Here is a 21,266-nt window from a genome sequence, read left to right on the forward strand (position 1 = left end):
TAAGTTCTTTTTCTCTACCGGAATACCGGAATTCTTTGTTTTTGTTTATAAAGTAAATATTAGCCAAATACTGATATGGAATTAAAAGAAGCTAAAAAGATACGAAGTCTCTATCACGATAAAAAAATGGCTCAAAAAGAGATAGCTAGCGAAATGGGGTTAACTCAGCCCTGTATTTCGAAGAAAATGAAGAAATACGGTATCAAATCAGATTTTAATGGTTTCTGGAGTCAAGAGGATGAAGAAATACTGGTCGAAATCTATAATGAAAGGTCTAAGAACGAGGTGGTTTCAGAATTCCCTGATAGAAGCTGGAGGGCCATAAAGCAGAAGGCCAATAATCTGGGTCTGAGTGTGTCAATAGAGGAACATAGAAATAGTGAAGAATTAAGAAAAATTCTGGCTAAAAATTCTAGAGAAAGAGCAATTAAAGTGAATTTTGGCGATGTAGAATCGGTGTCTTATGTTTTAGGCGTGGTTGACGGTGACGGATTCAATGATAATGATAACACCGTAGGTTTGGAGGTGAAGAATCCTGATTTTGCCGGCAAATTTGCTGAGAATTTGGAATTAATTGGTTTAAATCCGGGAAGGGGGCAGAGAAGAGGCAAGGAGACTGTCTGGGGATCTTCCAAAGAACTAGTTAACTGGATAAATAGTTTCGATTATGATTCCAAATTCGAATGGCTGGTAGAAAAAGGAGATATCTGGAAGTATATTGAAGGCGTTTATGACTCTGATGGCGATTTTAGTAGTTCCGGACCCAGAATATGCTCATATGATGAGAGTGAGAAAAGATTCATTAAGAGGGTTTACGATTATCTCGATTTGAAAAGTAGCGTTCAATCAAACAATGTGTATGTCAGGGTTTCAAGCGTTGAGAAATTTTTCGACAATGTAGATCCAGTATATGAGAAGAGAAGACCCTAGTCCTGATGTATTTTCCAGGTATAGAAGCTTTCGAAGACATAGTTGAAGCCGAAACCTGCTATTATACCGATTGTGTTGGCTATTACAACAGGAATTCCGAACATGCCGTAGAGTATTTTCAGTACTACCAGCGCCACAACCACTCCTCCGCTCCTGACCAGATTAGACTTCAGAAACCTCCTTAGACCGCCTTTTTGGGCGTCAAATGTCCATTTTTCGTTTAACAGGAACATGAAGATGATGCTGAGTTCTGCGCTGATCAGTTTTGCTACCTCTATCATTAATTCCGTATTCCGTTCAAGAAGAAATATAACGCCGTTATCAACCATTAAACCGATAAAACCGATAAAGGCAAACTTGGAGATTCTCTTCATATTCAGGAGTTCTTTTATACGGTTCTGGTATCTCATAGAAAGATTTTTCACTGCTTGAGAAGTTCTTTCACTGTTTTTGTGACTGATTCCCGAGAGTTCCGCTCTGGTTTCCAGCCTTCATTTTCCAGCTTTGAAATATCCAGTCTCATTTCGGGTACATCGCCTTCCCATCCTTTCTCGCCGCCTGTATAGCTGAACTTAGGATTGAGGTTCATTTCCTCCGAAACTATCTCTGCAATACCGTCGACATCTATCGAGTCCCTGCTTCCGATGTTGAAAACGGTATCCTCCGCTTTCCATGCATGGATTATTCCCTCGACCGTGTTCTCAATATGCAGGTATGATTTCCTTTGTTTCCCGTTGCCAAGGATTTCCAGTTTTTCAGGTTTTTCCTTTAGTTTGTGTATAAAGTCATATATTACTCCTTTCCGATTCCTTCTTCCTACGATGTTAGCGAGTCTGAGAATACTTAGTTCAATATCAAAAATCTGGGAGTAAACCTTGCACATGTGTTCTCCACCTGCCTTTGTCGCTCCGTACATTGAGATCGGATCAAGGTTTGCGTCCTCAGGTGTAGGTATCTCTGTTTCCTCACCGTAAACCACTGAAGAAGATGCGAAAACTATTTCGTCTACATTATTCTCGATGCATGCATCAAGCACGTTCTTTGTTCCTTGAAGGTTCTCCTCAAAATCCTTGTCTTTATCTCCGGGAAATGTTTTGACTTTCGGGTTCGCGGCAAAGTGAAAAACCGTGTCTAAATCCTTGAAATGAGGTTCTATCTCCTTTTTTGATTTAATGTCGGCCTCAACCATCTCAATGCTTTCGGAAACATTTTCATTTTTCCCGGAGGATAGATTATCGATTACTCTTATACTGTGGTTCCTATCCAGTTCCTCACAGAGATGTGAGCCGATAAATCCTGCTCCCCCGGTCACCAAAATCCGCATAATTAGGTATTACCAGACAGGAGTTTAAAATATTCTGAGCTCACTAATTACTTTCAATGGCCAAAAAAAGAGTTTCCCTCACACTGGATAAAAATATTGTTGAGAAAATTGACCGTGAAGCAGATAGAAGAGATCTGAACCGTTCACAGATGGTGGAAAATATTATCGATCAGTATTTCAGTCAAAAAGGATTGGATACAGCTATCGTTCTCTGTGGGGATGAAGAGGTCAAAGCTTTGGAGCTATACGAAGGCAAACCTGTTTTAAGCCATATACTTGATAATCTTTCGGAGGAAGGTTTCAGTAGAGTAATTCTTCTGGTGGGTCAAAACCGTGTTATAGAGGAAGAGTTTGGATCAGATTACAGTGATCTGGCTTTAGAATACATATTTGAGGAAAAAACTCATGGTACTGCTGAAGCCCTTTCAGAAGCTGAGAGCAGGATAAACAATAATTTTGCAGTGCTCAACGGCCATGTGATTGCGGAAGTTGATTTCCAGGATATGCTGAATGTTCATAGAGACGAGGATGCGCTCGGCACTATTGCTCTTACCGCTGTTGAGGATCCAAGCAGTTACGGCGTTGCCAGACTTAAGGGTCGGAAAATACTCGGGTTTGAGGAAAAGCCTAAGAAAGGGGAAGAGCCTTCCCGGCTCATAAACGCTGGAGCCTATATATTCGATCCTGACGTTTTTTCCAGACTTGAAGAGAACAGTCTAGAAACTGCTTTCTCCCGTTTCGCCTCGGAATCAAAGCTTTATGGCTATATTTACGGCGGAGAATGGGAAGACATAGACGAGTAGATCAAAGTTTCTGATAAAGCATCTGTTCAAGTTTTCTGCCTTTTTCTGAAAGTATTTCCTCAAGTATCATACCCAAGTTATACAGCATTGAAACAGAGAAACCTGTTATGAGGAAGTTGTAAGGAGGTTCTATTCTTCCGGTGTAGTATGTCATGGCCACGGGTAGAAGTGCAGCAACGTAATGAACCATGCTTAGAACCATTACATCTGATTCTTCGTATTCTATCTCGCTGAAAGTGTTCCTGTAACTGTAAAGGATTAACGCAGCAAAACCGGTAATCGCACCAAGTCCATACATTAATGCTTCTACAACAGTAGGGAGACCGCCGCTGTAATTTACGAGTAAAGCACCTGAACCCCAGAAAGCGATCGTGAAGCCGTACGCCTTCGATTCATTGGCTAAAGTGGATCTTAGGAAGTTCTTTCTCATTTGAACACTAAATTAGATTTCCCTGATGAAAAAGGTTAGAGTCTGTTCTAGAGACATACCATGAATTGCTTTTTATCTTAGACTAATCATAACAATTGTGTGAAGCTGATAGTTCTAGGATCAGGGTCCTGTATAATGGATCAAACAGAGAGGGCGTGTTCCAGCTATCTTCTGAAATATAACGATAAAAGTGTATTAGTCGATACAGGAATGGGAATGGCTAATAATCTACCTAGAATCGAGGAATCCCATCAGGATATCAATGCCATAATAAATACGCACAGGCATCCGGATCACATCTCAGATTTAATACCTTTTATTCAGAACAAACTGGTCGAGAACATCTATTATTCAAAGAATGAGGAGTATATAACTCTTTACGGCCCCGAAGGCCATTCTGAATATGTTGAGAGCAGAATAGCTTATGAAATGGATGAGTCTGTAGAAAGTCTTAATGAGAATAATTCTTTCGAAATTAAGGTTGTGGAGTTTTCTGAGGGCTCTGTAAATGATTATCCGGATTTGGAATGTATAGAGGCGGATCACGGCGGCTCTGAGTTTCCATGTTATTCTCTGAAGTTTGAAACCGATAATTACAGTATAGTGTTTACGGGAGATACTGATTTTCATGATCGGCTTGTAGATTTCTGCGATGGTGCCGATCTTGTTGTAGCGGACTGTTCCATGCCTGATAATAGTAAGGTTGAAGGTCATATGACTCCTTCAGAATGTGCGCAGCTTTCCTCTTCCGCTAATGTAGATAAGTTGGTTCTTTCACATCTGTATCCTGAGGTTGATAATATTGATCTCAGGTCTCGGGTCAAAGCCGATTTTGAAGGAGAAGTAGTGGTTGCAGAGGATTTGAAAGAAATATCTTCTTGACGGGTTAGTCTTAAAAACTTCTATTGTATTACTTTGTATTACGATATGTTTACTGGCGAACATCCCTCTGTTACGGATAGTGGTGATGACTGGAAAGATATCAACAGTCTACTGGAATCTAGACATCCAGTAGGCCTACTATCGCTTGATGAAGGCAAAATACTGAACGGAGAAATACACCAAGCCAACCCCAAAGACTTATACTTTGGCGAAGTTGAGGTCATAAAAGGAGAATATGTAATTCTTCCTTCTGACTTAATAGAGATGGTAGATGATGATCTCTGGAGTGAGCCCACCAAACTTGCTGAAGACCAGAGAAATGACTGGGGTTTCTACATAGGCCGTTCGACAGGATCTCCACTGGAAGTAAAATACGACGAGAATATACCTTCTGAAGAAGGATGGCACTCTCACAGTGGTTTTGAAGCATATGTGCCGACCAAAGGCGATATTGAACTAGGTATGAGAGGTTTTGAAGACGATTTGAATCAGGAATTCCAGAGTGTAGAAATAGATGAAAACCAACTATATTTGGTTGATCCATATGTTCAGCACAAAGTTATTGATCAAAGCGAAGACCCTGATCTAGCCATAATAAGATACCCTGAGGATAGCCAAGAAATGGTTTCAAAATACGACGGACAGGGAAACAAAATCTATTGAAACACTATTTCGTGTCCTATTGATAAAAATCCTTATGAAGGAGAATAATACATGGAAAAGGCACTAGTAACTGGCGGAGCAGGATTTATCGGCTCAAACATTGTTCATCAACTCGTTGACCGTGGTATAAATGTAGTCGTTCTAGACAGTCTATACCTGGGATCCGAAAGCAATCTGGGAGATGTAAGGGACGAGATTGAATTTATTCAGGGCTCGGTTACTGATAGAGAAAAAGTCGAACAAGCAGTTGAAGGATGTGACACTGTTTTCCATCAGGCGGCGAGATCTTCTTCCCCGATGCATAAAGACGAACCTGTTGAAGGCGCCAAAGTTAATGTTGAAGGATTCATCAACACCGTGGAGGCGGCTAAAAACGCTGAAGTTGAAAAAATTGTATACGCTTCCACAAGCTCAATGTACGGCAGCGTAGAACCTCCCCACAGCGAGAAACAGGTTGTAACCCCTACCAACCTATACACGGCTTCAAAAATGTCGCGTGAGCTGTATGCAAAAGTCTACTCCCGGTCCACAAAAATTCATTTCACAGGACTGCGATATTTCTCGGTATATGGACCTCGGGAAAAAGCAAAAGGAGATTATGCGAATGTCATCACCCAGTTCATGTGGAAGATGATGGAGGATAAGAAACCTGTTATCTGGGGTGATGGAACCCAGAGCAGAGACTTCACCTACGTGAAGGACATCGCAAGAGCCAACATCAAGGCCGCAGAGATAAAAGAAGAAACTAACGGCGAATACTACAATATCGGAACAGGTACAGATACTTCTTTCAACGATCTGACTGATACCCTGAACAAAGTACTGGATAAGAGCATTGAACCCGAATACATCAAGCATCCAAGAGATAATCCTGTCATGACCACAAAAGCCCACCTTGAACGTACAAAAAAGGAACTTGGATGGGAACCACAAGTGGAACTCAGGGAAGGCCTTGAGAAGACCTACAGCTTCTACAGAAACCAATAAACCGGTAAGCAACCATTTGTGACCTTATAGAACCAGCTCTTGATGGAAGGAAAGACTGAATTACAGGAATAAAGCCAGACCTAAAATTACTACGAACACCTCTAATACCATTAGGGAGACTGTGATCTCTTTCTCATTCATACCTCTGTCCATGAAGACATGGGTCAGCGAGTAAATACTTTCATGCTGGTTCCTCAACTCATTACCTTCCAGTAACCCCCAGGAGTGTGCTTCAAACCGGTTTCTGGCTTTAAGGAAGAACTCTAGGAACCATGGACCGAATATGAATACCCCGAACTTCTCCATATCGCCGAGAACCATCACCGAGAATAGGGCAGCTCCACAGAGATATGTAAGTGAATCACCTGGGAGAATGGATGCAGGATACCAGTTATAGATTAAGAATCCGAACAGAGCTCCTGAAAGACTGAAGCCCATAAGAGCTGCTTCTATTCTACCGTTGAACAGTGCAAAGGTTCCAAGCCCCAATGCAGCTATCAGGCTCATTCCCGCTGACAGCCCGTTGGTACCGGCTAACATATTTACGACATTGGCGACAAACAGCAGTCCGAGAGGCAACAGCACCAGAGGATAGAACAGACCCCATTCGATAACTCCTATAATTGGAAAGTTCATGGTCCAGGAACCGGCCCCTACAGCCATAAGAGGGAATACAGCGGGCAGCACAAAGATCATCTTGCTGAGCTGGCTTAAACCTACTCTGTCTATGTCAGGATTATCGAACTCTACCTGATCCCCGAAAACATCCATTATCTCAAACAACCTGTTCGAAGAGCTTTGCTCGACTTCTATTCCTTCCCCAACATGGATATCATCTATCAGACCTATCAGCGTGATTATGTTGATTGAACATACTGATGCAAGAACCAATTCGTTCTGGATCCCCACTTGCAAAATTTTTCCCAGTCCGATCACAGCCATTGTGGAAAAAAGAACGCCGAACAGTACTACAATTCCTCCAGAGGTCGCAATTTTAGGTTTTCGGGGTTTCTGTTGATCTTTACCGTAGATGCCTGAGGAAAGCAGATATTTTTTTGCCAAAGGAACTCCAAAAGCTACGGAAATAAAACTGAGAACCGTTGCAGAGATAATTAACGATAATTCCATTATATCTCACTCTGTATCAATTTCCCACATTCTGACAAACTCTCCGGTATTACCGCCGTCAACCTTGTTGAACATGTCAAGTCCGTGACCGTCCATTAGATAAAGCCTCACCAGTGTCGAATCTGCTATCTCCTTCGGTACCAGGACTGCCCGGGCGGCTGTACCTCTTCCGGCATTGGCTGTACCTAAAGCTCTCTCTATGCTGCGGTAAGGATTTATAGCAACACAGTAACTGGCATCTGTTTCCACTTCGTAATTAATACTTCCTTCATTAGTTAAAGCACAATCCAGATTCGTTCTGCCTCTTGCCTCAAGTGTTGGAGCCTTAGTCTCAGAGATTTCAACACTTGTTTGACCTACTTCAATAGGCACATAGAGCCCCAGACCTCTTCTACCTCTAAAGTTGACAACAGTGTTGTTATCTTTGTCACGGCTTAGAGATCGCTGTATATTGCTCGAGGTCTGTAGCTGTTGCATTGACTTGAAGTTTTCATTGTCTCTGTTCGCGATCTGGCTAACAGCTGAGTACTTACCTATCATGGTCTCATCAAGTACAACGTAATCTGCTGAGTGTTTTTCCAAGAATTCCGTATGATTCTCAGGATTGTCTGAGGTTAAAAACTCGGCCAGAGGGAAGTTGATTTTCTCCTCTGAACCGTAGTATCCGTTGTTTCCTCCGTCGGCTACAGCAGCTCTTTCACCTATTGATTCGAACCAGTAACCGTAGTCCCACCATGAAAGAATTACATCTCCTTCTTCGGTGTTTTGCTCCATCCATTCAAGATTCTCCATCCACAGATTGTTAGGTGATCCTCCAAGATTGTCTGCATTTGCAATACCTGCCGATAAATTAACAGTCAGAGTAAGGACTATTACAGCTGCGATAACCGATATCTTGAGATCGAAGTCTCTTACCTCTTCTATGAAATCCATATCTTGGATAAAGTAGTATGCTATCCCGTTCAGTGCTACTACCGCTCCGGCTACAACACCCAGTGAGATACTAAGTGCTGATCCACCCACTAGAACAGCTATGAGATCTATCACTATAATAGCTGATCCGATTCCGAGTAAAGAAACATCATCGGGATCCATTTCCTGGAACTTTCTGACCACTCTGGAAAATGCATAACCGGCGATTAATGCTGTTGGGAAAGCCGCTAGGAAGATGAGCCGTGACCTTGATACTGCTCCCAAGATTGATGTTAAAGCCCAAAGGAACGGTAGAACTTGATACCACTTGTACTCTATACTGAAACTGCTTTTCTGACCGAGCGCGCTCACAATTATTAAGCCGCCCGCAACAGCGAGTGCCGGCGAACCTATTGCCCGTACAATACTTCCTCCCTGGAAGAACGATGCGAACGCTATAACCCATGCAAACAGCACTCCTACCATTAGAAGGTAGTAGTTTTTCCCTTTCATCTCTTTTTCCACGAAACCTGTTTTTCTGAGCAGCATCGCTGCAATATATGTTCCTCCGAAAACTATTCCGGCAAACGCTAGCGACCATGCACCATTAAGTTTTGATAGAGCTCCTAGTAGAGGAGTAAAAGGTCTTAAGACCGTAAGTGATTCCGGTAAAACACTTGCAACGTTAGTAGAAGAGACTGCCCCCAGTTGTCCGACTAATTGATTTAACCCGGCCGGAGTATTTTCTGCGACAGTACCTGCAATAACTCCTCCTCCGTTCCGTGTCACACTTCCCACCAAACCAAAGAAAACACTTTCAAGGAACTCTGAGTATAGAGGTGACAGAGCCAGAGCGATCAGCCCGGACAGTACTGCAGCTGGTGTGTAATATGGTAGATAAGTATTATCTATTAGATCAAGATCCTCGACCAGATAACGGCTCCAAAGCAAAGCCAGAAGCCCAATATTGCCGACGAACAATGTATCGGTTATCCAGAATCTTTCAGGATTCATTACTGCTGCAAATCCGCCAGCTACGATAACTAAAGGTGTGTAGGATGCCACAAGGTTCTCGGTATCCTCGTTGATGAACATCATTACCAGAACTACAAGCGGATACAGAAGCCAGAGATATTTTGAACCTCCCCAGCTGATGGAGAAAATCCCAAGCGCCAAACCGGAGAACAGACCGAATAGCTGGCTTTTCTCTTTCCATGCTCTAGTAAAGCAGTAAAGTGATACAAGCATGAAGAATGAGCCGGTTGGCTCCTTATCGAAGAAGCCTGCTGAAGTTCTGTGAAGAATGCCTGGAATTGTAGCTAGGGAGAAAGCTGCTGCAACTCCAGTATACTCATCATAAAGTTCTTTACCTAAGAAGTATGTGATGAAAACTCCTCCTGCACCCATCAAAGCCGGGTAGAACTGAGCCCAAGTTAAATAGGATTCAAAGAACAGGAAAGGCCCTAACCAGTAAAGAACTGCCGGGAAGATAATATTGCCATTATTGAAGTTATGGAACGGAGCATTGTAAGGAAAGTAACGCATGAAATCGACAGCAGGTACGTTTCCTTCAAGTGCAAGGTGTTGGCTCTGCCGGAAAATCCAGTAAGGGTCCAGAGCCTGTAAATATTTCATACCCTGAGCCGGCATGTATCTAATATATAATGCGAGCAAGAATATCCCGGAAGCAGCTAGAAATCCCCAGTTATTCAGTACAGCGGTTTTAGGATCGTTTCTGAACTTCCTTCCTCTTTCCTCCAACCGCTCCTTGAAATCTGGGATCTTCATAATCTATACTCAAATTATGTCAGACTTTTTTTAATTCTCTCCCGACTTACAATTAGTTTAAAAGAAACAGAGGAGAAGGAACTTGTTGTGGAGCTAGAAAAACAGTTTAACAAGGTTTACCAGGACTACGATAAGTATTTTGTTATACCTGTAGCCATTATCGCCCTTTCCTTAGCTGTTATGGGTTATAGCTATGTTTCGAACGGTGAAGTAATGGAGAAAGGATTGGATTTTACAGGAGGAACTGAGGTCAAGTTCGCGATAAACGATAGTTTTGAGACTCAGGAAATAGCAAGTGTTTTTTCGGATGCCGGAAGGAACGATGTACAGGCAGTTAAACAGACTTCCGGTGAAGAAACCTCGCTTCTTGTTAGGATACCTCCTCCGCAGATAGATGAATCCGAAGCTCAGAATATATTAGAGGAAGCCGGCTATCAAGTAGAGGTTGAAAGTCTTCGATCCATCTCATCCTCAGTATCGGAGGAATTCTTCGTACAGGCACAGTTAGCATTTGCGATGGCTTTCACTATCATGAGTCTGGTGATATTCTATGCTTTCAAGGACTTAACGCCTTCTCTCGCTGTAATATTCGCCGCAGCAGGCGACATAATATTTGCGATGGCAGGAATGGTAATATTCAATATCCCACTCACTCTCGGATCATTCGCGGCTTTACTGATGCTTATCGGTTATTCAGTTGACACAGATATTGTGCTGTCAACAAGAGTCCTGAGACAGCAGAGAAAATCGTTGCAACACAGAATCTGGACAGCGATAAAGACAGGAGTTACTATGAGCTCCGGTGGAATCACAGGCTTCGCATTGCTTTACCTTGTATCAAATGTGCTTGTCGGACCTTCCGAACTCTCAAATATTGCAGCGGTAATGGTTCTAGGATTGATAGCGGATATTCCTCTGACATACTTTGGAAACGCATTAATACTTAAAAAATACGTTGAAGGAGACTTTGCATCCTTAGGAGAGTGGTTCAGATGGAAGTAAAGGAACTGATGAAAGAATGGAGGATCCTGGCCCTTATCATAGTACTAGGAACGTCTTTCGTGCTTCTAGGTCCGCATTATGAAACAGTTGACGGCGAGACAACTATTACAACTGAGATAAACAAAGGCTTGGATCTAAAGGGAGGTACCAGGGTCTTGCTCGGGGTACAAGGAAACAATACTTCAGAAGCACAGGTCAACCAGATTGGTACAATACTTGAACAGAGAATATCTGCCTTCGGTTTAACCCAGACCTCGGTAAGAACAGTGAGGCTCGGAGATGAATACCGTGTACTCGTAGAGGTAGCTACCACGAATCAGACACAGATCCGTGAACTTATATCACAGGAAGGTAATTTCCAAGCGAGAATGCCATTGAAGGTGGCAGATGAACAGGAGTTTTCACTGGACGAGACCTATAACTTCCAGTACAATGATGGAACAGTAACGGTTGATGGCGAAACATACTCGCCAGGGGATGAGTTCACACTGGAAAATACTGACTTCGTTTATGTCAACAATACTGAGGATGACAGAGCCAGTATACACGTAGTTGCGTATGATGGAGAGGACGTCCAGCGAGTTCTAACTTCACGGTCCCGAGTGAGTCAGCAAGGAGGCGGATACTCGTTCAGATTCCCCGTGGTACTCTCCTCTGAGGCAGCTGACCGTGTTCAGTCAGTAGCTCAGAACTATCCGACGACCACGGTTGGAGGAGAACCTTACTTGGGCAAGATCAGCGGTACAGGTCCTGCAAAGCTCATGCTCTACGTCGACGGCAATCGGCAAAGCGCATTAAACATGGCCTCAGTCTTCAAGACAAAGGTCGTAAACCAGCCATCGATCAACGGAGGAGGACAAAATGCAGAGCAGGCAAGAAGTGATATGGAAGAGCTTCAGGCAATTCTTCAATCCGGCAAGCTTCCGGCACCTGTAGAAATTGATTCACTATCGACCATTTCATCCTCACTCGGAGCACAGTTTATGTCCGCAGCTATAATATCTATAATCGCATCACTGATAGCAGTAGGAGGATTAGTTTACGTAAGGTACAGCAATGCCAAACTGGTAGTACCTATTGTAATAACAGGTGCCTCCGAAGTATTCATCCTTCTCGGATCGTTCTTTTCAACCATCATAACTCTTGATCTGGCATCGATCGCGGGAATTATCGCCGCGGTAGGAACCGGAGTAGACGACCAGATAATTATTACGGACGAATCAGGTAGAGATATCGTCAGAGACTGGAAGAAACGGCTTAAACGAGCTTTCTTCGTAATCTTCACATCTGCAGCCTCAACAATCGGAGCCATGATGCCGATTGTCTCACCTTCAATCTCCAATATGGCGATCGGTGCAGCAGGTCTAGGTTTAATCGGTTACACACTTTATAGTCAGAGAACCCGACCACATTACTTTGCGATCGGAGCGATCGCAGTTGGAGTATCGGCCTTCGCATTCCAGCTCAGCCCGTCCAGCTTCGCGCTGCAGTCAGTCAGAGGGTTTGCAGTAACAACGATCCTTGGAGTATTGGTAGGAATCAGTATCACAAGACCGGCATACGCCAAGATGCTGGAATACATTGAGGAGAAATAGTTGACCTACTGAAGAGATAGCGATAGAAAAATATGAATTAAGAAATATTTTTTACTGAAGCTCCATCACTGCTTCGGCCACATCTTCCGCGTCTTCCAGTGCTTTCTTTGCTTCGTCTTCGCTGCACCCTGTTTTCTCCATTACCAGTTCTATGTCATCTGAGTTGATTTCCTCTACTTCGCTGTAACTGCCCTGGAGCTGGAAGATTTCTTGGCCTTTGGCCTCAATTTTGGAAAGATCAGGATTTTTGAATACGAGTTTCTTGTCGCCGACTGTTACCTCTACCTTATCAGTGTCAATTTCTTCCATATCCATTCCCATCTGCTTCATAGCCTGCATCATATCTTTTCCGCCGAACATATTCTATAGATAACACACCTGTTTTTTATATCCGTGATCCAGCAGAGAATATATGCTGGAAATACTTGTTTTAATTTTAACGGGAGTATTAGTAGGTGTTTTCACGGGATTGACGCCCGGAATCCATCCGAACACAGTTATTTTTGCTCTTTTACCGCTTTACTTTGCTTTTGATTTTAGTTTTGCTATCTATGCCTCCTTTGTCTCGGGCGTATCCCTCTCCCATACTTTCCATGACTTTATACCCTCAATATTCCTCGGCGTTCCTGAGCCTGAATCCGCTTTAACTGCAATTCCTGGGCAGAGAATGGCTCTCCAAGGTAGAGGTCTTCAGGCATTCCAGTACACTGTGTATGGAGGCCTTTACTCTATGTTAACAGCCCTCCTTCTAGCATACCCCCTCTTCCTTACGTTGGAAGGTATCTACAGTTTTTTCGAGCCGGTGATGCATTACTGTCTATTTTTTGTAACTTTATTTGTTGTTTTCAAATCAGATAGCCGGTTCAATGCAGCTCTTGTCGCATTACTTAGCGGGCTTCTAGGGCTTGTCTCTTTCTCCTCCCCAGTCAATCAGCAGTACGTTCTCACACCAATATTTGCAGGCATGTTTGCTTTTCCCTCGATTTTCAATGCTCTGAGTGAAGGTGTTGAGATACCGGAGCAGATAGAACTCCCGACTTCAAGAAGGATTTATTTTCTCGGCGGTATAACAGGTTTTATCTCCTCGCTCCCGATAACAGTTTTTCCCGGCCTCAGTAACTCTATCTCCACGACTTTTCTGATGCCTTTAGTGGATAAAAAGGAGAAATTCATCGCTTCAATGGGTGCGGTCAATACCTCGGATATTTTTCTTTCATTCTTGACTTTGATGGCTATTGAGAGAGCTCGTTCAGGTGCATCAGTAGCACTTCAGACCACAGGCAACAGCGATATGGTGTTCTTTGTTCTCGGCGCCTCGATTTTTGCCGCCGGAATTTCTGCACCTTTGGCCCTGAAAACCGTTCGCCTGTTTCTAGGCTCTTTCTTGATGGATAACCAGAAAGTCTTGTCCTACTCTGTAATGCTTGTACTTCTTGCTGCAACTATCGGTTTAACAGGTTCTTTTGGTTTCTTGATATTTCTGACCTCTTCAGCGATCGGCTTCCTGGCAAGTATAACCGGTGAAAGGCATTCCTGTATGGCGGTTTTGCTTTTCCCGGCTATCAGCTTCTTTATGGAGATCAGTATATTTATGTGATTTAAGAAAAGAGGTAACAGTATGAACGAACGAAAAATCTTTCTAGTTCTACTGGCATTTGTTTTTGGGTCTATAGCATTTTTGATGGCCAGACCGTTTCTAGGTTATATAATAGGAGCAGGTTTGCTTGCTTTCCTTCTCCACCCTGTTCACAGGAGAGTTTCTATACATGTACCCGACCGTATTTCAGGTTTACTGGTTGTCATGCTTGGAATAACGGTGCTTATAGTTCCGTTTATTTTTGCAGCTATAGCGGTTTTTGAGGATGCCAGGAATCTTGTTGATGATGTTAACCGGACAGAGGTAGTTGATACAGGAGAGATTGAACAGAGAGTATTTGAACTGACAGGAAGAGAAGTTAATATCAGGCAGAATGGAAACCAGTTATTCCAAAGGTTTACCAGCACCACCTTGGGCGGCTTCACGGAATTTTTGCGGTTCTTCACACATTTCGCCATAGGCATTACGATAATGGTATTCTTGCTGTACTATCTTCTAGTGGACGGTAAACAGTTTTTTGAATGGGTAAAGGCGATAATACCGCTTTCAGATGAAATAAAGGACTCCCTCTTCAATGAAATGAGAAGCACCTCGTGGGCTGTTATAGAAGGTCATGTGTTGGTAGCAATAATCCAGGGCTTGATCGCCGGTCTAGGTTTATTCCTGACCGGAGTACCGAATTACTTTTTCTGGACGTTCATAATGGTGTTACTAGGATTCATACCGATATTCGGAACATTCCTTATTTGGGGCCCAGCTACAGCATACCTCTTTCTCATCGGAGACGTGTCGAACGCATTGTTCCTGGCTATCTATGGATTAGTGATTGTAAGCCTAACCGACAACGTGATCAGACCCTTCGCAGTTGACCGAGGCTCAAATCTTCACCCTGCAGTTATTCTAATCGGAGTAATAGGCGGAGTTTATGTGTTTGGAGCCGTAGGATTGTTTATAGGACCAATAACGCTTGGAATATTCAAATCAGTTCTTTTGGTGTTCAAAAACAACTACGAAGATTTATAAGCGGCTCTCCACGTAAATATAATATGGCAGATATAGCTAATGCGGCCATACTTGCATCGCTCGTAGTAGGAATGATATCCATTCCAGCAGCTTCAGGAAACATTGAAGCAGAAAACACAGTTTCCGAGCCTTTAGACGATATATCCTCGACAGAGAATACACCTGTCCAGGAAACAACAGAGCTCGATTCTGACTCATTCAGTAAAGTAGTTGAAACAGCTTTCTCTAAGATCAGGACAGAAGTAAGTTCAGGGTCAGTAGATGGCGAGCTTGAGACTCCTCAGTCAAGGCTAAAACTCGAAAAGAAACCTGATGGAGTTGAGTGGAAAATGGAAACTCCACATGGAACACTTACAGCCGCTCAAAAATCAGACAAAGTAATCGAGAGAACAGAGACACCACACGGAACACTTGAGAAAACACGGGAAAATGGAGCTGTCAAGACCAGCTTCCGCGGATCGGACAGAGATAAGGTAGAGAAAATATCCGGAGAGCTTCGAGACCTAATGGAGGAAAGAAAGCAGAAATACCGGTCGAAGACTGATGAAATGAGACTGGATCAGTACAGAGAAGGAGTAAGTCTTGACGTGGCCCAGAAGACACCGGAGAAAGTAATCATTGACAATCGGATGAACCAGAGACTTGATCTAACCAGTTGGGAAGTAGCCAACAACAATCCGGATTACTTTGAACTGAACTCAGATCTAGAGCAAGAACAGAAACTTCATATCTATTCATCCGATAGATCAGAGATCAACGTGACTGAAAACGATTCCGACAAATATGTCTACGGTTCAGACTTGACATGGGAAGATGATGCAGATACCGCAAAACTCTTAGATTCAGAAGGGAACGAGATAGATCTCTACACATACAGCTAGAGTTTCTCTATCTCCCCCCTCAATTTATATTTTTCTCGAGTAAAGAGCCGCTTCATTACCATCTCCTCGTCCTCCTGGATGATCACTATATTCTTGAAAATGGACAGCAAACTATCAGATTTATTCATTCTCTTGATCTCGTACTTAATGCCTAAAATACCGGCCAGAGCAATATAAAGATAAGAAATAACCATAAAAGAGGTAGAGTTGTATCCTAACTGCCTAACAGCTAGATAAGCTATACCGTAGAATGCAAAGCCGATTGAAAGAGGCACTTTGAGTCTACTCAACATGAAAACTTTTTGGAGATACTGAGTTAAAAAGCAAACTTTAGTTATCCAGTATAGATGAAAGGAGTTTACCTAGTATTCTTCCGGTTATCTGAATCGAAAATGATCCAGATAGGGGCCTTGGGAGAGCTCAGTTTCGATTCCGGAACCTATATCTATGCTGGTTCAGGGAGAAACTCTATTGAGAAAAGAATTGAACGCCATTTCTCTTCGCCAGAAAGTAAATTCTGGCATATAGACTACTTTAGTGCCGAGGCAAAGTCTATTGATTACTTCATATTACCAGAGAAATCAGAGTATGAATGTTTCATGGCGGAAAACCTCCATTACTGGTGTGAACCTGTTGAAGCATTCGGTTGTTCTGACTGTGACTGTAATTCACATCTTTTCAGAGTTCCAGAAAACTTTTGACTTTTTGATCACAGTTTTCTAATATGGTCTATTTCCAGTGCCCGGATTGCGGGTATAAACAGAGATCGAAGGCGGAGAAAAGGTTGACTTGTCATAGATGCGGTCGGAGCTACAAGAAATCGGATTCCAAAAAATCCAATGACAAGACTGAAGACGTAGATGAGGAGAAAGGTACAGGATTCTTCAAGTACTCAAAATCCGATAAGTAATTTGATTATTATAGTTTAGCAGATACAGTTCTTGCATGAGAGAGTACAGGTTCAAGTCCGAAGACATTGATCTTGAATTGACATTAACCTGTGGTCAGACATTCTGTTGGAACAGGTTTGAGGGAGAACTCTATGGAGAAGGCGGTAACAGGTTCTACAGTTTCAGGAAAGAAAAACCTTTGATCGCAGAGCAAAAAGATAACTATCTTCTTGTAGAGACAGATTTATCCGAGAAAGAAGTCAGGAAGGCGCTGGATCTGGAGACAGATCTGGAGAAGGTCTTCAGCGAGTTTCCCGAGAGTGAGGCTCTGGAAAGATCGGTATCGGAGCTCTGGGGTTTGAGAATAATCAGCGATGAGTTCTTTCCCTGTCTTGTGAGCTATCTCTGTTCACCTCAGATGAGGATTCCACGGATCAAGAAAATGCATAACGATATAGCCCGGAAGTTCGGCGAAGAAGTAGAGGTTGATGGGAAGACGGTTTACCGGTTCCCAGAACCCGAGGAACTGGCAGAAGCATCGGAAGAAGCACTCAGAGAACTCGGTGTCGGTTACAGGGCGGAGTATATAGTGAAGTCGACGGAAATGATAGAGAACGGGCACTACAGTCACGAGGAACTCTCTGAAATGAATTATGAAGAGGCTAGAGAACATATCAAGCAGCTCTATGGAGTTGGAGACAAAGTTGCGGACTGCGTTCTTCTGTTTTCCAAAGGATTTCACGAGGCCTACCCGATCGATACCTGGGCTCAGAAATGTATCAAAACCCATTACCCTAATCTTCACCACGATAAATATGAGAAGACTTCAGAGAATGTGAGACAACATTTTGGCCAAAAAGCTGGCTATGCACAGGAATATCTTTTCCATGCAGCCAGGAAAAATATAATAGAAGTTGAGGACTGAACCGGGAATATGATGGAACAGCAGGAAAAAGTTGCGGAATTTGTGGAAAAACATAATATGCAGGCGACTTCAGCATTCAGAATTATGGATCTGGTAGCCGAAGTCGGTGAGATAGCCTCGGACGCAACTAAGTCGGCCGATTATGGGGAAAGCGAGGAAGAGCTGAGAGTGGAGAAAGATGAACTGGGTGATGCATTATTCTCTTTGATCTCCGTTGCAAACGATCTGGGAATCGACCTGGAGGAAGCTCTTGATGAGTCTCTAGATAAGTACGAGTCAAGGATTGAGGAGAAAGGTGATGCCGGAAGTGAATGAAGCAATCAGGGTTCGAATGACAAGAGATGATCTGGAATCGGAAGAAAAGAAAGAACTTGAGCTGAAGGAGAGAACTGATGTGAAACAGCTTCTTGATAAACAGGGTATAGAGAGGCAGGAAGTACTTGTATCAAGGAATGGAACGATTCTAACTGATAATCATGAGATCAAGGATGGTGACGAAATCAGGGTTATGGATGTCATTGCTGGCGGTTGATTTTTTATTCTAACTACCTAATTACTACTTAATGGAATTTTTGGATCTGGAGGGTAAGGACGAGAAAGACATAGTCTTTGATGTTTTCGATTTGAATAAACTCCAGAAATCTCTTTTCAGAGAGATGCAGGATGCTAAACTTACTGTAAAAGAGCTGGCATCACAGGTAGATCGAAACCGTTCCACGGTGCAGAGAGCGTTACAGGATATGCTGGATAAAGACCTCATCATGAGAGAAGGAAAGACTGATAAGACAGTCTACTATGTCTATACAACTCTCCCACTGGAAGAACTGCGTGAAGTCACGAAAAACACTCTGGAACAGTGGCATGAAAAGGTTGAAAGCAAGCTTTCCTAGAACTCCCAGAACAGATATCCGAAATAAGTAACTGCTGTTAGATGGCTTAGAACTGTTGCTAATGGCTTAAGGTTTAGGCCGGTTACTGTTACCATGAATCCAAGTAGAACTATAACTGAAACAGCTTCATGTGAATAGTTATCTATGAAGTTCCTAAAATTCTCAAAATAATTTTCTTGTCTACTTAATGTATAGATGACTGCTCCTACAAGAAAGTACTTTATTAGAATAGCTGCAACGTTCCAAGAATTCTCCACAAGTTTGTACCCGAATGAGACCATTAAATGTAAAACCATGTCTACTCGTCTACATCGTCAGTCTTGAAATCCTTGATAATAATTACGTCATCAACCGATTCAACCATCCTATACGGAATAACAACGTTTCTTGTCCCACCAACCTTTTGTGCAAGATAGGAACCTTTCTCAGCTCCGACAACGACAGAACGAACACCGAACTTGCTCAAATTAACTTCAATGTCCTTCATTTTACCGCAGTAAGAACCTTTTCTCGTAAAAACATCTTTTCCAGTAATGTCGGAGTAATCAAGGATATTATCAGCCATTAATTTATCACTCTACAGCCCAAAATTCCGTCTAGAAATTTATATAACCTTTCCAAGCAGAGTCCTCAAACATTTACTTCAAAACACCACCTTTTCTTATTAAACAGTTAAGCTGCAAAAATTAAGATACGAGTCGGGGTCGCATAGTCTGGTTCATTGCGATGGCTTGCTAAGCCATTGGGGGTCTTTAGGCTCCCACGCGGGTTCAAATCCCGCCCCTGACGCTTTTTCTAGCTAATATTGGACTTGGACCTTTCTCACTCGGGGAAGAAATTGAACTTTCTTTGCGGAAATGACTGATAACTATAATTAGAGGTTCAGAGAAACTAGATCAGAGAATGAAAATATCGATAGAGCGGGAAAAAAGATTACCGGTCTTTAGGTGGACGCTCACTAAGTTCCTCTTTACTATCAACTAGTCCATTACTTATCATTAATTGAGATATCTCTCTCCATTCTTCTATAAGACTCTCTTTCTGTCCTCGCAGCTGACTTATTCCGCCTTCGGCACCCTTCAGGTTATCTTCTACAGCCTGTGAATTTTCCTCGAAAACCTCTTCTTCAATCATTTCGCAAAGGCCTATTGCAGACTCTAGAACTTCATTGAGGTCTTTGAAGTACCTTAATGATAACTGAGCTTCTTGCTTATCTCCATTTTTTGCCGCCTCTTTACCTAGGTCTTCGACTAATTCACAGTACTCTTGACTTAACCACATGGCGGTTCTGGCTACATTCAAAAGTTTTACTTGCTCCTCTTCATCGGATAGTTCCTGATTACCAGATTCAGATTGTTGTATAACCTTTTCAAACTCTTCAATGTGGTTCTCAAAGTCTTCAAGGTCTGTCTCAGATTTTTCTAATTCATTGATTATGCTTTGATGATCTACATGTTGTGCTTCTTTCCTATTAACTTTGGCAATATCAGCAAACCTTTCTGAGATATTATCTAGAATGGCCAAAATCTTTTTGTGAACCTTTCTTTTGTCACTCATATCAAATAATTATAGTTTTTTGTATAAAAAAGTTGATAGACCTGCGGTTCTGTATCAGGCTTTATCTCTATGGTATTTTCAGATACCTAAAAGGATTCCTTTATCGTTCTCACTATTCTCCTTTTCCACCTTGACAGCCTGTTCCGAGTCCCGCTTATAAGGAGGTAAGTGGATCTTAGTATCCTGTTTTTCAGCCAGTGAACGACTAGGTATGCGAACATAAAGGCAAAGATTCCGCCCTGGACCCCTGAAAAATGTGTAACGTAAAACTGGGATCCGGATATGTAACCGTAGGAGCTTAGAACCGCGAATATACCTGTAAGCAGTGAAACTGTTTCTTCTGCGTGTCCAATCGGAGCCTTGATATTAAACGAGTTGTTGTGGTAAAATCCTTCCACCAGGAATATGAGGCCGCCGGCCCCCATTATAATCCCCAGAAAAATGTCTCCGAATACAGGGCCGATAAAGTTCCAGGTCTGGACTAATGCTAGGAACAGGAAGAAGTTCATCAGTGCGAGGCTCACATTGAACGGATTGAATATTCTCCTGGTGTTATCGACCCAGATACCTGTCTCCTTTAACAGGTCTTTAGTCTCCGTGTTCGATTTCCTCCAGTCAAAGGCAAAGGATTTGATTCTTTTCTTGGTATCCGCCTCTACAATTTCCTTGTTATACTTTTGTGGCCAGTTTGGCGTAGAAAGACTTAAACTCCATTTACCGTTCTTTTTGTCGGCGTAAAGAACAAAATCAAAATCTCCGTAATGGGTCCACCGGATCTTACCTCTTTCCTCATATGCTTTACCCCAGTTTTTAGCTCCTCCCATAACATTCAAGCCTCTAGAAAACTTCCTCAAACAACATAGCTATACTAGCATCCTTTTGTTGTATCATACCGCGATTATCTCAGAAAGGGTTATAACCATTATTTCCCATAGCTTGAACCCTTTTTGTTATCTTAAGCTTCTCAATGCCCGACAACATGATGAATGTTGCAGGTATCTTTAGTTCCAATATCTTCAATTGGTAGATACTCTAATGTTTAGCTGTATTAATTATTTT

Annotated in this window: 27 protein-coding genes and 1 tRNA gene; 17 read left to right on the forward strand and 11 right to left on the reverse strand. The window is 42.6% G+C overall.

The features are described from left to right. Window positions 1-75 precede the first annotated feature (75 nt). Window positions 76-930: a hypothetical protein gene (locus BRC29_00875; GenBank protein ID PSG98663.1), complete on the forward strand. Its 855-nt coding sequence runs from the start codon at window positions 76-78 to the stop codon at window positions 928-930. On the opposite strand, the gene BRC29_00880 is transcribed toward BRC29_00875, so the two are convergent. Continuing rightward, the gene (locus BRC29_00880) at window positions 927-1,340 is read right to left on the reverse strand and encodes a GtrA family protein (protein PSG99530.1); all 414 of its coding nucleotides are present in this window, start codon (window positions 1,338-1,340) and stop codon (window positions 927-929) included. The two genes, BRC29_00875 and BRC29_00880, sit on opposite strands and share 4 nt — an antisense overlap. Before the next feature lie 11 nt (window positions 1,341-1,351). Then, window positions 1,352-2,254, reverse strand: coding sequence for a UDP-glucose 4-epimerase (locus BRC29_00885; GenBank protein PSG98664.1), 903 nt, complete (start codon window positions 2,252-2,254; stop codon window positions 1,352-1,354). 56 nt (window positions 2,255-2,310) lie between these two features. Between BRC29_00885 and BRC29_00890 the strand changes: the two genes are divergently transcribed. Further along, window positions 2,311-3,057, forward strand: a complete 747-nt coding sequence (locus BRC29_00890; GenBank protein PSG98665.1) for a hypothetical protein — start codon at window positions 2,311-2,313, stop codon at window positions 3,055-3,057. 1 nt (window position 3,058) lies between these two features. Here the strand turns inward: BRC29_00890 and BRC29_00895 are convergent, their stop codons facing one another. After that, complete coding sequence (locus BRC29_00895; protein ID PSG98666.1) at window positions 3,059-3,487, reverse strand: hypothetical protein; 429 nt, start codon at window positions 3,485-3,487, stop codon at window positions 3,059-3,061. Between the two features lie 135 nt (window positions 3,488-3,622). On the opposite strand from BRC29_00895, the gene BRC29_00900 reads away from it, so the two are divergent. Genes BRC29_00900 through BRC29_00910 form a run of 3 tightly spaced genes read left to right on the forward strand, consistent with a single transcriptional unit; the run spans window position 3,623 to window position 6,019 of the window. After that, window positions 3,623-4,369, forward strand: coding sequence for a hypothetical protein (locus BRC29_00900; protein ID PSG98667.1), 747 nt, complete (start codon window positions 3,623-3,625; stop codon window positions 4,367-4,369). A 45-nt stretch (window positions 4,370-4,414) separates the two neighbouring features. Continuing rightward, window positions 4,415-5,032, forward strand: coding sequence for a hypothetical protein (locus BRC29_00905; protein ID PSG98668.1), 618 nt, complete (start codon window positions 4,415-4,417; stop codon window positions 5,030-5,032). 51 nt (window positions 5,033-5,083) lie between these two features. Beyond that, the gene (locus tag BRC29_00910; GenBank protein PSG98669.1) at window positions 5,084-6,019 is read left to right on the forward strand and encodes a nucleoside-diphosphate sugar epimerase; all 936 of its coding nucleotides are present in this window, start codon (window positions 5,084-5,086) and stop codon (window positions 6,017-6,019) included. A 60-nt stretch (window positions 6,020-6,079) separates the two neighbouring features. Here BRC29_00910 and BRC29_00915 read toward each other — a convergent pair whose 3' ends face one another. Further along, a complete protein-coding gene (locus tag BRC29_00915) occupies window positions 6,080-7,147 on the reverse strand; it encodes a hypothetical protein (GenBank protein PSG98670.1) in 1,068 nt (355 codons plus the stop codon). Between the two features lie 6 nt (window positions 7,148-7,153). After that, the gene (locus BRC29_00920; GenBank protein ID PSG98671.1) at window positions 7,154-9,847 is read right to left on the reverse strand and encodes a hypothetical protein; all 2,694 of its coding nucleotides are present in this window, start codon (window positions 9,845-9,847) and stop codon (window positions 7,154-7,156) included. Window positions 9,848-9,934: 87 nt separating this feature from the next. Here BRC29_00920 and BRC29_00925 point away from each other — a divergent pair, with 87 nt between their 5' ends. Both BRC29_00925 and BRC29_00930 read left to right on the forward strand, forming a co-directional pair. After that, on the forward strand, window positions 9,935-10,849 hold the full coding sequence (locus tag BRC29_00925) for a protein translocase subunit SecF (GenBank protein ID PSG98672.1): 915 nt from the start codon (window positions 9,935-9,937) through the stop codon (window positions 10,847-10,849). After that, entirely contained in the window at window positions 10,840-12,444 is a 1,605-nt protein-coding gene (locus BRC29_00930; protein ID PSG98673.1) for a hypothetical protein, read from the forward strand. The genes BRC29_00925 and BRC29_00930 overlap by 10 nt, the downstream gene beginning before the upstream one ends. 51 nt (window positions 12,445-12,495) lie before the next feature. On the opposite strand, the gene nac is transcribed toward BRC29_00930, so the two are convergent. Further along, entirely contained in the window at window positions 12,496-12,804 is a 309-nt protein-coding gene (gene nac / locus BRC29_00935; GenBank protein ID PSG98674.1) for a nascent polypeptide-associated complex protein, read from the reverse strand. Between the two features lie 52 nt (window positions 12,805-12,856). Between nac and BRC29_00940 the strand changes: the two genes are divergently transcribed. Genes BRC29_00940 through BRC29_00950 form a run of 3 tightly spaced genes read left to right on the forward strand, consistent with a single transcriptional unit; the run spans window position 12,857 to window position 15,945 of the window. Continuing rightward, the gene (locus BRC29_00940; GenBank protein PSG98675.1) at window positions 12,857-14,041 is read left to right on the forward strand and encodes a hypothetical protein; all 1,185 of its coding nucleotides are present in this window, start codon (window positions 12,857-12,859) and stop codon (window positions 14,039-14,041) included. 21 nt (window positions 14,042-14,062) lie between these two features. Next, a complete protein-coding gene (locus BRC29_00945; protein ID PSG98676.1) occupies window positions 14,063-15,064 on the forward strand; it encodes an AI-2E family transporter in 1,002 nt (333 codons plus the stop codon). Between the two features lie 23 nt (window positions 15,065-15,087). Then, window positions 15,088-15,945: a hypothetical protein gene (locus BRC29_00950; protein PSG98677.1), complete on the forward strand. Its 858-nt coding sequence runs from the start codon at window positions 15,088-15,090 to the stop codon at window positions 15,943-15,945. Here BRC29_00950 and BRC29_00955 read toward each other — a convergent pair. Then, a complete protein-coding gene (locus tag BRC29_00955) occupies window positions 15,942-16,238 on the reverse strand; it encodes a hypothetical protein (protein ID PSG98678.1) in 297 nt (98 codons plus the stop codon). The genes BRC29_00950 and BRC29_00955 overlap by 4 nt on opposite strands. A gap of 54 nt (window positions 16,239-16,292) precedes the next feature. Between BRC29_00955 and BRC29_00960 the strand changes: the two genes are divergently transcribed. From BRC29_00960 to BRC29_00985, 6 genes are read left to right on the forward strand one after another with little or no spacing between them, the layout of a single operon-like run. Then, window positions 16,293-16,646, forward strand: coding sequence for a DUF123 domain-containing protein (locus BRC29_00960; protein ID PSG98679.1), 354 nt, complete (start codon window positions 16,293-16,295; stop codon window positions 16,644-16,646). A gap of 23 nt (window positions 16,647-16,669) precedes the next feature. Beyond that, entirely contained in the window at window positions 16,670-16,855 is a 186-nt protein-coding gene (locus BRC29_00965; GenBank protein PSG98680.1) for a hypothetical protein, read from the forward strand. 35 nt (window positions 16,856-16,890) lie between these two features. After that, the gene (locus tag BRC29_00970) at window positions 16,891-17,760 is read left to right on the forward strand and encodes an 8-oxoguanine DNA glycosylase (protein ID PSG98681.1); all 870 of its coding nucleotides are present in this window, start codon (window positions 16,891-16,893) and stop codon (window positions 17,758-17,760) included. A 12-nt stretch (window positions 17,761-17,772) separates the two neighbouring features. Further along, window positions 17,773-18,075 carry a nucleotide pyrophosphohydrolase gene (locus BRC29_00975; GenBank protein PSG98682.1) on the forward strand — a complete coding sequence of 101 codons (303 nt, stop codon included), beginning with the start codon at window positions 17,773-17,775 and terminating at the stop codon, window positions 18,073-18,075. Beyond that, entirely contained in the window at window positions 18,059-18,292 is a 234-nt protein-coding gene (locus BRC29_00980; GenBank protein PSG98683.1) for a hypothetical protein, read from the forward strand. The genes BRC29_00975 and BRC29_00980 overlap by 17 nt, the downstream gene beginning before the upstream one ends. 31 nt (window positions 18,293-18,323) lie before the next feature. Further along, complete coding sequence (locus BRC29_00985; protein ID PSG98684.1) at window positions 18,324-18,650, forward strand: hypothetical protein; 327 nt, start codon at window positions 18,324-18,326, stop codon at window positions 18,648-18,650. Here the strand turns inward: BRC29_00985 and BRC29_00990 are convergent. Together BRC29_00990 and BRC29_00995 are read right to left on the reverse strand one after the other, a co-directional pair. Beyond that, complete coding sequence (locus BRC29_00990; protein PSG98685.1) at window positions 18,647-18,946, reverse strand: hypothetical protein; 300 nt, start codon at window positions 18,944-18,946, stop codon at window positions 18,647-18,649. The genes BRC29_00985 and BRC29_00990 overlap by 4 nt on opposite strands. Before the next feature lie 2 nt (window positions 18,947-18,948). After that, complete coding sequence (locus tag BRC29_00995; protein ID PSG98686.1) at window positions 18,949-19,215, reverse strand: hypothetical protein; 267 nt, start codon at window positions 19,213-19,215, stop codon at window positions 18,949-18,951. Window positions 19,216-19,347: 132 nt separating this feature from the next. On the opposite strand from BRC29_00995, the gene BRC29_01000 reads away from it, so the two are divergent. After that, window positions 19,348-19,439: transfer RNA gene (locus tag BRC29_01000), tRNA-Ser, on the forward strand. A gap of 144 nt (window positions 19,440-19,583) precedes the next feature. Here the strand turns inward: BRC29_01000 and BRC29_01005 are convergent. Together BRC29_01005 and BRC29_01010 are read right to left on the reverse strand one after the other, a co-directional pair. Beyond that, window positions 19,584-20,207, reverse strand: a complete 624-nt coding sequence (locus BRC29_01005) for a hypothetical protein (protein ID PSG98687.1) — start codon at window positions 20,205-20,207, stop codon at window positions 19,584-19,586. Window positions 20,208-20,293: 86 nt separating this feature from the next. Further along, a complete protein-coding gene (locus tag BRC29_01010) occupies window positions 20,294-21,031 on the reverse strand; it encodes a hypothetical protein (protein PSG98688.1) in 738 nt (245 codons plus the stop codon). Window positions 21,032-21,266: the final 235 nt, after the last annotated feature.

The sequence above is a fragment of the Nanohaloarchaea archaeon SW_7_43_1 genome (assembly GCA_003009795.1).
Lineage (GTDB): Archaea > Nanohalarchaeota > Nanosalinia > Nanosalinales > Nanosalinaceae > SW-4-43-9.

Coding starts and splice junctions, on each gene's coding strand:
- BRC29_00875 (PSG98663.1), top strand. CDS start 76: ATGGAATTAAAAGAAGCTAAAAAGATACGAAGTCTCTATCACGATAAA.
- BRC29_00880 (PSG99530.1), bottom strand. CDS start 1,340: ATGAGATACCAGAACCGTATAAAAGAACTCCTGAATATGAAGAGAATC.
- BRC29_00885 (PSG98664.1), bottom strand. CDS start 2,254: ATGCGGATTTTGGTGACCGGGGGAGCAGGATTTATCGGCTCACATCTC.
- BRC29_00890 (PSG98665.1), top strand. CDS start 2,311: ATGGCCAAAAAAAGAGTTTCCCTCACACTGGATAAAAATATTGTTGAG.
- BRC29_00895 (PSG98666.1), bottom strand. CDS start 3,487: ATGAGAAAGAACTTCCTAAGATCCACTTTAGCCAATGAATCGAAGGCG.
- BRC29_00900 (PSG98667.1), top strand. CDS start 3,623: ATGGATCAAACAGAGAGGGCGTGTTCCAGCTATCTTCTGAAATATAAC.
- BRC29_00905 (PSG98668.1), top strand. CDS start 4,415: ATGTTTACTGGCGAACATCCCTCTGTTACGGATAGTGGTGATGACTGG.
- BRC29_00910 (PSG98669.1), top strand. CDS start 5,084: ATGGAAAAGGCACTAGTAACTGGCGGAGCAGGATTTATCGGCTCAAAC.
- BRC29_00915 (PSG98670.1), bottom strand. CDS start 7,147: ATGGAATTATCGTTAATTATCTCTGCAACGGTTCTCAGTTTTATTTCC.
- BRC29_00920 (PSG98671.1), bottom strand. CDS start 9,847: ATGAAGATCCCAGATTTCAAGGAGCGGTTGGAGGAAAGAGGAAGGAAG.
- BRC29_00930 (PSG98673.1), top strand. CDS start 10,840: ATGGAAGTAAAGGAACTGATGAAAGAATGGAGGATCCTGGCCCTTATC.
- nac (PSG98674.1), bottom strand. CDS start 12,804: ATGTTCGGCGGAAAAGATATGATGCAGGCTATGAAGCAGATGGGAATG.
- BRC29_00940 (PSG98675.1), top strand. CDS start 12,857: ATGCTGGAAATACTTGTTTTAATTTTAACGGGAGTATTAGTAGGTGTT.
- BRC29_00945 (PSG98676.1), top strand. CDS start 14,063: ATGAACGAACGAAAAATCTTTCTAGTTCTACTGGCATTTGTTTTTGGG.
- BRC29_00950 (PSG98677.1), top strand. CDS start 15,088: ATGGCAGATATAGCTAATGCGGCCATACTTGCATCGCTCGTAGTAGGA.
- BRC29_00955 (PSG98678.1), bottom strand. CDS start 16,238: ATGTTGAGTAGACTCAAAGTGCCTCTTTCAATCGGCTTTGCATTCTAC.
- BRC29_00960 (PSG98679.1), top strand. CDS start 16,293: ATGAAAGGAGTTTACCTAGTATTCTTCCGGTTATCTGAATCGAAAATG.
- BRC29_00965 (PSG98680.1), top strand. CDS start 16,670: ATGGTCTATTTCCAGTGCCCGGATTGCGGGTATAAACAGAGATCGAAG.
- BRC29_00970 (PSG98681.1), top strand. CDS start 16,891: ATGAGAGAGTACAGGTTCAAGTCCGAAGACATTGATCTTGAATTGACA.
- BRC29_00975 (PSG98682.1), top strand. CDS start 17,773: ATGGAACAGCAGGAAAAAGTTGCGGAATTTGTGGAAAAACATAATATG.
- BRC29_00980 (PSG98683.1), top strand. CDS start 18,059: ATGCCGGAAGTGAATGAAGCAATCAGGGTTCGAATGACAAGAGATGAT.
- BRC29_00985 (PSG98684.1), top strand. CDS start 18,324: ATGGAATTTTTGGATCTGGAGGGTAAGGACGAGAAAGACATAGTCTTT.
- BRC29_00990 (PSG98685.1), bottom strand. CDS start 18,946: ATGGTTTTACATTTAATGGTCTCATTCGGGTACAAACTTGTGGAGAAT.
- BRC29_00995 (PSG98686.1), bottom strand. CDS start 19,215: ATGGCTGATAATATCCTTGATTACTCCGACATTACTGGAAAAGATGTT.
- BRC29_01005 (PSG98687.1), bottom strand. CDS start 20,207: ATGAGTGACAAAAGAAAGGTTCACAAAAAGATTTTGGCCATTCTAGAT.
- BRC29_01010 (PSG98688.1), bottom strand. CDS start 21,031: ATGGGAGGAGCTAAAAACTGGGGTAAAGCATATGAGGAAAGAGGTAAG.